The sequence below is a fragment of the Paenilisteria portnoyi genome (assembly GCF_014322795.1).
Lineage (GTDB): Bacteria > Bacillota > Bacilli > Lactobacillales > Listeriaceae > Listeria_A > Listeria_A portnoyi.
The window spans coordinates 126,117-134,821 of sequence record NZ_JAASTT010000007.1 but is presented as its reverse complement, the minus strand read 5'-3'; the positions used below and the strand labels follow the sequence as shown (position 1 = coordinate 134,821).

General features: G+C 42.3%; 10 protein-coding genes. 1 reads left to right on the top strand and 9 read right to left on the bottom strand.

Annotated features, from left to right (window positions below; all coding sequences use genetic code 11):
* Nucleotides 1-115: 115 nt before the first annotated feature.
* Complete coding sequence (locus tag HCJ66_RS06935) at nucleotides 116-367, top strand: hypothetical protein (RefSeq protein ID WP_187132467.1); 252 nt, start codon at nucleotides 116-118, stop codon at nucleotides 365-367.
* 157 nt (nucleotides 368-524) lie between these two features.
* Here HCJ66_RS06935 and HCJ66_RS06930 read toward each other — a convergent pair whose 3' ends face one another.
* The 9 genes from HCJ66_RS06930 to HCJ66_RS06890 form a co-directional block, all read right to left on the bottom strand.
* Nucleotides 525-926: a DUF805 domain-containing protein gene (locus tag HCJ66_RS06930; RefSeq protein WP_187132466.1), complete on the bottom strand. Its 402-nt coding sequence runs from the start codon at nucleotides 924-926 to the stop codon at nucleotides 525-527.
* 107 nt (nucleotides 927-1,033) lie between these two features.
* Nucleotides 1,034-2,755, bottom strand: coding sequence for an ABC transporter ATP-binding protein (locus tag HCJ66_RS06925; protein WP_187132465.1), 1,722 nt, complete (start codon nucleotides 2,753-2,755; stop codon nucleotides 1,034-1,036).
* Between the two features lie 119 nt (nucleotides 2,756-2,874).
* The gene (locus HCJ66_RS06920) at nucleotides 2,875-3,912 is read right to left on the bottom strand and encodes a lysylphosphatidylglycerol synthase transmembrane domain-containing protein (RefSeq protein WP_187132464.1); all 1,038 of its coding nucleotides are present in this window, start codon (nucleotides 3,910-3,912) and stop codon (nucleotides 2,875-2,877) included.
* 6 nt (nucleotides 3,913-3,918) lie between these two features.
* Nucleotides 3,919-4,941, bottom strand: coding sequence for a glycosyltransferase family 4 protein (locus tag HCJ66_RS06915; protein ID WP_187132463.1), 1,023 nt, complete (start codon nucleotides 4,939-4,941; stop codon nucleotides 3,919-3,921).
* A complete protein-coding gene (locus HCJ66_RS16415) occupies nucleotides 4,934-6,217 on the bottom strand; it encodes a glycosyltransferase (RefSeq protein ID WP_187132462.1) in 1,284 nt (427 codons plus the stop codon). The genes HCJ66_RS06915 and HCJ66_RS16415 overlap by 8 nt, the downstream gene beginning before the upstream one ends.
* A gap of 252 nt (nucleotides 6,218-6,469) precedes the next feature.
* On the bottom strand, nucleotides 6,470-6,847 hold the full coding sequence (locus HCJ66_RS06905; RefSeq protein ID WP_187132461.1) for an OsmC family protein: 378 nt from the start codon (nucleotides 6,845-6,847) through the stop codon (nucleotides 6,470-6,472).
* Nucleotides 6,848-6,860: 13 nt separating this feature from the next.
* Nucleotides 6,861-7,460: a short chain dehydrogenase gene (locus HCJ66_RS06900; protein ID WP_187132460.1), complete on the bottom strand. Its 600-nt coding sequence runs from the start codon at nucleotides 7,458-7,460 to the stop codon at nucleotides 6,861-6,863.
* Nucleotides 7,461-7,478: 18 nt separating this feature from the next.
* On the bottom strand, nucleotides 7,479-7,895 hold the full coding sequence (gene psiE / locus HCJ66_RS06895) for a phosphate-starvation-inducible protein PsiE (RefSeq protein ID WP_187132459.1): 417 nt from the start codon (nucleotides 7,893-7,895) through the stop codon (nucleotides 7,479-7,481).
* Between the two features lie 65 nt (nucleotides 7,896-7,960).
* Nucleotides 7,961-8,689, bottom strand: a complete 729-nt coding sequence (locus HCJ66_RS06890; protein WP_187132458.1) for a gamma-glutamyl-gamma-aminobutyrate hydrolase family protein — start codon at nucleotides 8,687-8,689, stop codon at nucleotides 7,961-7,963.
* Nucleotides 8,690-8,705 lie beyond the last annotated feature (16 nt).

The window sequence follows — 8,705 nt, the reverse complement described above, 5'->3', positions numbered from 1 at the left end:
TATCTGACACCAAATGCTTTTGAAAAAATAGCAAACTAATTCTATTTTATTTTGTCCAAGATATTGACATCACATCAGTCTTTATGATAAAAAAATTCGAACAGGAAATTTTCGAATGGTTACACCTAATGAAATAAATGTGCCTAACATTGTACTTAAAGTAAAAACAAGTAACGGCGAAATTATTGCTTCAATTTCCAAAGTAATAACAGAGGAACAAATAGAGAAATATATTGATTCTATGGTAGTGGCAGCTAATACAGTAGATGGTAACGAAACTGATACAGGCGGATATACTATTCTTGAAGAGTGCGAAGATGGTTCTATAGAAATTTTATCCTTGAATTCTTATTTAAAAAAAACATAATAAGATTGATTAGTATTAGCAGTATAAAATAAAAAGCAATATGTCTAGAATGCTGATACGCATTCTCAAAGACATATTGCTTTTACATTATCCGTTTGTTTGATGTCACGCTCAATAATTTTATTTACTTCCTTATGAGGTACTGCCTAATGGATACCTAGTTTTTTTCATCATCATATTTATTGGGTCCGGGGCTCGACTTTGCACACATAAGCAATAAAATCAAGCCTTCCCCAATCGCCGGAATAAGTCCGACAAGGGCAACCCAACCAGTCACATCCATATCGTGAAGCCGCCTCACAATCAAGGCAATAAGCGGGACAATAATGGCTAGTTCATAACCCATCAACAAACCATTGGCAACCGCAACAACGATAATACCCACATGACTATCAAATCCTAGTAAATCAAAAATACTTCCCAATTGCGTGACTCCATGCAGTATGCTAAAAATGGCGATGTGCCACAATAAAACAAACCAAAATTCCCATCTAACTGATCGTCCTTTAAATTCTGCATAATTCAGCCAGAACAATTTATAGGCAAAAAATAAATGCATCGTTTCCTCCTGTTTTCTTCTTAGTCTGAACTTCTATTATACAGGATGAAGCGATAAATGGTAAGTTATTTTTCGGTAAATATTCTTACATTACTTCTATTTTACTACTATTCATTCCTTGCAAACTGAGCATCGTGCAAATTACGATACGCCCCACGTCTTGCAAGCAACTCCGCGTGTGTTCCTTGTTCTGCAATACCAGACTCATTCACCACAATAATCCGATCTGCATGTTTAATCGTTGCCAAGCGATGCGCGATAATCAATGTCGTCCGTCCCTTTGCCAGCTCATCCAATGACTGCTGAATCACAAGTTCCGTCTCCGTATCCAGTGCTGACGTCGCCTCGTCCAAAATCAAAATTGGTGGGTTTTTCAAGAACATCCGAGCAATCGCCAGTCGCTGTTTCTGACCACCCGAAAGCTTCACACCACGTTCACCAATCATCGTATTCAAACCATTCGGCATCTCACCCACGACTTTCTCCAAATGCGCCAATTTCACCACATACTGAATTTCCTCATCCGTCGCATCCAGTTTCCCGTAAGCAATGTTCTCCCGAATCGATCCCGAGAACAAGAACACATCCTGCTGCACAACACCAATCTGCGCCCGTAAAGAAGCAAGCGTCATCGCCTGAATATCCATCCCATCAATCGTAATCGCGCCGTCCGTCACATCATAAAACCGCGGCAACAAGTTACAAATCGTCGTTTTCCCAGCACCAGAAGGCCCAACAAACGCAATCGTCTCGCCCGCCTTCACCGTCAAATCAATCCCGTCCAGCACCATTTTTCCAGAATCATATTGGAACGACACATTGTTATACCGAATATCGCCATGCAAATGCGCCACATCCACCGCATCCGCGCGGTCCACAATCCCAGGCTTCGTATCAATCACCTCGATAAACCGCTTAAATCCAGCGATGCCCTTCGGATAACTCTCAATCACCGAATTAATCTTCTCAATTGGGCGCATAAACACATTCGTCAGCAAAATAAAACTCACAAACTGCCCATACGAAATCTCATCATTAATCACAAAATACGAGCCAAAAAACAGCGCAAACAACGTAATCAAACGCATCAAGAAGTAGTTAAACGAAAAACTGAATCCCATCACCTTATAAAACATCAATTTCGACTGGCGATACGTCTCGTTCAACACACCAAAACGCTCCCGCTCAAAACCCTCATTCGCAAACGCCTGAACGACACGCACACCACTAACCGCATTTTCCACGCCCGCATTAAAACTACCCAAATCCTTAAAAATCTGCGTATTAACACCCGTCATCTTTTTATTAAATAGAATAATCAAAACGCCCAAAATCGGCACGAGTACAATCGTCATCACCGCAAGCTTCACATTTATCGTCATCATCAACAAGAACGCCCCAACAAGCGACATAATCGAAATGAAAATATCCTCCGGTCCATGATGCGCGACCTCCCCAATCTCAAACAAATCCGTCGTCATCCGCGACATCAATTTCCCCGTCTTCTGATTGTCATAATACTCAAATGGCTGCTTCTGCAAATGCGCAAACAAATCCCGGCGCATATCCGTCTCAATATTCAACCCCAACATATGCCCCCAATACGTCACAATATACTGCATAAACATATTCAAAAAATAGAAAAATAACAACGCCAAAGCCGCTGTCACAATCAAACCCCAGTCCTTATTCGGCAACAACTTATCAATCACCTGATTCACCGCCACCGGAAACGCTAACTCCAAAAGCGCCGCAATAACCGCACATCCAAAATCAATTATAAATAAAAGCTTATAAGGCTTATAATAACTAAAAAATCGTTTCAACATCTTTATACCTCCCCTTTCTGTCACCGAAATTCTATTATAACAAACAAAGCCTCTCCTGCCTAGTTGAGAGCCGTTCTCAATTAAAAAAGATTCCCATTTTCATAGGAACCTCGTCATTATTACTTATTTCCTCCCGGTTGCCGATTCTTCCGCCGTCCAAAAGGTATCATCGCAATCGCTCCGAAAATCGTACAACTATAATACGTAATCAAGCGCCACAATATCAGCCCAATCACCAACTTATCAGGACTAAGCACCATTCCGAAAAACGAAGTGAAGCTATATTCCGCGCCACCACTACCACCAGGCGTCGGAATCGAGGACGACAATTTCATCACAAACGCATGATATGTCATCACGGTCATCAAGCCCACATTCGTCACGTTCATACTAAGTAACACAAAATAAGGAATACTCAAATAAAATACGATTTGCAGCGTCGTGTACCCGACACATTCCCAAATCAATCGTTTATTCCCACTGAAACGCACACTTTCCTCATGAAACGAGAAAATCTTACTATCCGCACTTTCACGAATCCCCTCACGCTTTTCCTTTTTAACGAATAAAAGCGCGGGTTTCAAAAGAAGATGCACAATCGCAGCCGCCACACGCTCACTTTTAGCTACCGTCATCAAGAATACAATGACCCCTAAATTGATCACAAATCCAATCAAAATCAAGTACTTAATTTCAAATGTCGTGTGTCCCAGCAAAGGAAAGCCCACAATCAAAAAGAAAATAAACGTGCCGACAATCACCGCTTGATAAATAATAAATTTGATAAGTAAAACCGAGCTCGCAAGACCAATATCAATCTTTCGTCGCGTCAATAAATAGAGCTGCGCCGGCTGTCCACCGCTCGCAAACGGCGTCACCGAATTAAAAAATTGCCCAATCATCGTGATCCGAAACGACGTCCGAAGCTTCAATGTCGGATCTGCTTGTTTGGCAAAACGATGCAACACAACCGCTTCTAACCACCAATACAGAAACATCGCCAAACAAGCAATCCCAATATAAACTAAATTCACATGCTTCAAAACATCGAAAACCGTACTCCATTTGACATCACGAAATTGAAAATAAATAAATCCAACACTAATCGCAACGACTAGCAGAATACTAATCAGATGCCGGCTCGTATTTTTACTCATCTGCCTCTATCCCTTCAAAAGCCCATCATAAAATTCCTGCCACAATCCTGTCAGTCTGGCTTCCGAATAATACGCCGCACCTTTTTTCGCGCCCTCTTTTGCCGTTTCTAAATAGGCTTGATCAGTCGCCATCCGTTCTAATTGGGCTTTAAACCCAGCCACATCAGACGCTTCCATGTAATTCCCCGCGAGAATCCCTTCATAGAGCTCTAAATCGCGAAGTAACACCGAAAGCCCGCTACTCATTCCTTCTAGAATCGCCATCGGGAATAATTCATTGAACGACGGCAAAAAGAGTACATCTGCCATATTATAATAGACATTCATATCCGCGCGCTCGATAATCCCCGGAAACTGCACATTGGCAGGCGGATTATCGTAAATTTCTTTCAGTTCTTTATAACCCGCCGTAATTTTCCCAAATGAAAAACCACCCGCCCAAATAAACTGCATCTCCGGCAACTGTTTCGCGACCTCAATAAAATCCAGCACACCTTTACGATGCTGTACTTGCCCAACACCAATCGCCACAAACGCATCTTGCGCGATACCATGTTCTTTGCGCAGCGCCATTTTTTCAGTCGTGTCCATTGGATAAAACGTATTCGCAGACACAAAATTCGGAATGTACTTAATCTTCTCTTCTGGTATACCATACGCCACCAACTGTGGGATAAATGACGGATTCACCACAACGAGCACGTCCATCCGCTTGTAAAACATAATCACATATTTATAAAAAACTTTTTTCGCAATCCACGGCAGCTCTAAACTTTCGTCTAAAGTTTCCGGCAAAAAATGCACATAACCAACCATCACGCCGCGCCGTTTCTTCGCAAATGTGGATAAAAAGAACGGAAAATTGATTGTATGATAGTGCGTTATCTCAGATTTGCGATATGTATTAATAGCCACGTCGTACTTATCCGCATGGTGTGTCGTCATTAAATTAATTAGCTCTCGATAAGCAGAAGCTACCCCCTGTCCTTTCACTTTTTCCGCAGAGGATAGCATCGTAATTCTATTCATGATATTTTCTCACTTTCTTATCTCGTTTTTGGAGAACTGCTGCTGGAATGCTTAGAACATAGTTGCTCACTGTATATTGATCAAGCGGCTCATAAGTTCTTTGCCCATCAACCCAACCATAATTCTCGCATACTTCCATGTATATTTGTTCAATGGTAGCGCCGAACCGTTCCGATGAAAAACTCCCAATATGATGTAACGCATTGGCCGCTAATTGCTGCGCCACCTCAGGTTGTTGCAACATATCACACATCACCCCAGGTAACTCCCAGTCCGCTTTAAAACTGCGACCCGTTTTTCGATTCAAAATCAGATTCTCATTACTTCGATCCGCTTTTGCAATGACCGGAATTCCAGATGCCATCGCCTCAATATACGTCATGCCTTGCGTTTCCGACGTAGACGCGCTCACGAACACATCGCCCAATTGATAAAAACGACCGATTGTTTCCCAGTCTTGTTCACCTGCAAAGATAACCGATTTCGAAATATCTTCCGTAAATGCGAGTTCTTCAAGCTCCGCACGCGCAGGTCCATCGCCAACAATCAGCAATTTCGCATTGGGAACCTTCGCCAGAACGCTCGGAAAAGCTCTCACAATAATATCGATACCTTTTTCTTGCGCCACGCGTCCAACCGAAACAACGACCTTATCATCTGGAGAAATGCCCAGATCTGCCTTTGTTTGCGCTAAATTATCTGCATGAAATCGATCGGGTTGGAACGATTTAAATTCCGTACCAGTTGGGATAATTCGAATATGATTGGCAATACCATAGCTCCTAAGCGACGTCTGCACTTTCTCTGTAGGCACGATTACCGCATCCATGGAATCACAGAATGCCCGACTTAGCTTTTGCACCACACCTTGACCAATCAATTTCCCCTTACCAATATAGTGTAAATAATCTTCATACATCGTGTGATACGTATGCAAAACAGGAAGATCGAATTTTTTCGCCATTTTTTTCCCGATTAGTCCCATTGAAAACTCCGTATGGGTATGAATAAGATCAATTTCTAGACGTTTAATTAAACGGGCCACCTTTTGTGTTCCAGCCATTGCAATTCGTCGCTCAGGAAAAAACACAAACGGAATACTTGAAAAACGGAATACTTTTCCTTGTTCCGCCTCCAAGTCAGCCTGTGGGTCTGAAGTTGTAAATATATACACATTGTGTCCTCGTTTGGTTAACTCTTTTTCCATCGTCTTAATTGATGTCGCTACACCGCTAATCTGCGGAAAAAAAGTATCTGTAAAAATACCTATGTTCACTGTTTTCGCCTTCCCTCCACACCATGATACAATACCATCGTGCCATTACCCAAGCTTGTATCAGCGAGTCGCTAAGCATTTAGCAACTCGCTGATTTTCTTGTCCATCCTTATTATAACAAAAATTCAGCCAAAAAATCATTTTATTTTTCTACAATGTCGACATATTTGGCAACTATAATTACATTATGCTACATTGTTGCCAAAATTGCCTAGGCCTATGGTTTGATTTTTACTCATACCTACGCCTTTATTATGAAAAAATGACTTTTTCGATAATCTCAATTTGGGGATCTAAGGACATCGCAACCGGGCATGATTTTTTCACTAGATGTAGCGCCTTCTCTGCTTTTGCTTCATTTTCTGGCGCCACTTTCAGAGTGAAGGTTACTTCGATTTTCTTTAAAACGCGAACGACCGCTTCTTGATCCTGCTCAAAATCAGCGTGAATGTTCTCAATCGTGTAATCTATCCGTTTTTTTTCTAAAATCGAATCGTAAACGTAACCGCTACATGCTGCCACAGCCGCTACGGTTGCTTGCGTTGGCGAAAAGCCCGTGTCGCGATTTAACTGCCAATTCCCGTTCTCATGTATCACGTCAAAACCGTTCGTACCTCTTACTATATCCATCCTTTAATTCCTCCTAGTAAACTTCATAATTCTGACCTGTTTGGCCTCCAAGAACGCTTTTCACAAATGCTTGGGCCACTCGCTCGACAGGAACCGGCGTAAAACCAGCAAAAAAGTCTGCATATTTATCCCAAGATTCTTGCAATACGTTTGGGCTTACACTATTAATCCGAATCGCGCGCGGCATCTCAATCGCCGCTGAATTAACAAAGGCTCGAATTCCGCCGTTAACCATCGCAGCAGAAGCGCCTTGCCGGATTGGATCATCCATCATAATTCCTGTGACCAGCGTGAAACTACCACCATCATTCACGTGTTCCATCCCCAACAAGACAAGATTCATTTGTCCTTTTAGCTTGCCATCAATAGACTTCTCATTTTCCTCTGGTGTCATCGTTGTGAGCGGTCCAAAATAAGCAGCACCAGCAGCAATGACTAAAGCATCGATTTTTCCGACTTGCTCATACATCGCCTGGATGCTTGCAATCGATGTCATATCTACCGCAATATCTGCCCCTTTACGATTCGCCGTAATCACCGTGTGCTCCTGCTCCAATTTCGCGACAATCGCTTTTCCAATCGTTCCAGTTGCCCCAATCACTACTATTTTCATCTAAAATTCCTCCTAAAACTAATTCGTATCCCGCCGTAGCGTCTTCGTATTAGCGACAAAAAGAGATATTAAAAGAACCAGAATCGCGCCAGATAAAAGCAGCGTCGATAGCGCACTTTCATGGTCGATAATAATGTAACGTACAATCGCTGTAATCCCGATGTAAATAAAGTAACGCAGCGGAAAATGATATTCCATCTCGAAATATTTAATAATCAAGGCTAAAAACTCAAAATAAAGAAAGAATACCAGAATTTCTTCGGTAATCTGATAAAAACTCTCAGACGTGTCGTAAAAAATACTATGAAAAATCTCCCAAATCTCTTTAAACATCGCAATGACAAGTATAACTGCAACTAGGATTAGGGCTAGATTTAACGCTGCTCGCAACAACCGTGGTGTTTTATCCGACCATTTCTTAATGGATTCTAACATCTGTTTGCCAGCTCCTCTCGTGTGTTTATCTATTGTACCAGATTTTTACCTAGAATTCATTTGCTTTACTCGTTGTTCGTTTCGACTTTTTGAATAAAGGTTTCAAATAAAGCACACATGCCATCATCTTGTTTCACCATAATCTCAGGGTGCCACTGAACCCCAACGACAAATAGGTCTCCTTCGCGTTCTAGAGCCTCAATTACGCCATCAGTTGCCCAAGCCGTCGCGTGAAATTCGGCCGCTACATTTCTGATTACTTGATGATGCAACGAGTTCACCATCGTCTTCTCACCAAAAATCGCGCGTAACTCTGAATTTTCCTTTGTCGTAACAGAATGAATCGGAAAAGCTGGATCGGTATGCTGCAAATGCTGGCGCTCGATGCCCGGCGCATAACTGATATCTTGATAAAGCGATCCACCAAAAGCTACATTCATCAGCTGAACACCACGACAAATCGCCAGCACTGGTTTATTTTGAGCTAGCGTTTCTTTCAATAGTTCCATCTCATATAAATCGCGGTCTGGTAAGGTCCCACTCAGTCGTGCCAATGGTTCTTCCCCGTATAAAAATGGCGAAATATCGTCGCCTCCTGTGAGTATCAGACCATCAATATGCGCCACGATTTCCCTCGCATAACCCGTTTCTGTCACCGGCAAAATAATCGGCGCGCCTCCCGCTTTTGCAACTGCCTTCACATACGTATCGTTCACCGTCGCGCGGTCCTCAAATATATTTTGTGGAAACTCCATACTACGGCGAGTTCCCGAAATTCCGATAATGACTGTCATTTTCAATCGCATCCTC

Excerpts from the sequence above, each read along its gene's own strand:
- HCJ66_RS06935 (WP_187132467.1), top strand. The coding sequence starts at position 116 with ATGGTTACACCTAATGAAATAAATGTGCCTAACATTGTACTTAAAGTA.
- HCJ66_RS06930 (WP_187132466.1), bottom strand. The coding sequence starts at position 926 with ATGCATTTATTTTTTGCCTATAAATTGTTCTGGCTGAATTATGCAGAA.
- HCJ66_RS06925 (WP_187132465.1), bottom strand. The coding sequence starts at position 2,755 with ATGTTGAAACGATTTTTTAGTTATTATAAGCCTTATAAGCTTTTATTT.
- HCJ66_RS06920 (WP_187132464.1), bottom strand. The coding sequence starts at position 3,912 with ATGAGTAAAAATACGAGCCGGCATCTGATTAGTATTCTGCTAGTCGTT.
- HCJ66_RS06915 (WP_187132463.1), bottom strand. The coding sequence starts at position 4,941 with ATGAATAGAATTACGATGCTATCCTCTGCGGAAAAAGTGAAAGGACAG.
- HCJ66_RS06905 (WP_187132461.1), bottom strand. The coding sequence starts at position 6,847 with ATGGATATAGTAAGAGGTACGAACGGTTTTGACGTGATACATGAGAAC.
- HCJ66_RS06900 (WP_187132460.1), bottom strand. The coding sequence starts at position 7,460 with ATGAAAATAGTAGTGATTGGGGCAACTGGAACGATTGGAAAAGCGATT.
- psiE (WP_187132459.1), bottom strand. The coding sequence starts at position 7,895 with ATGTTAGAATCCATTAAGAAATGGTCGGATAAAACACCACGGTTGTTG.
- HCJ66_RS06890 (WP_187132458.1), bottom strand. The coding sequence starts at position 8,689 with ATGACAGTCATTATCGGAATTTCGGGAACTCGCCGTAGTATGGAGTTT.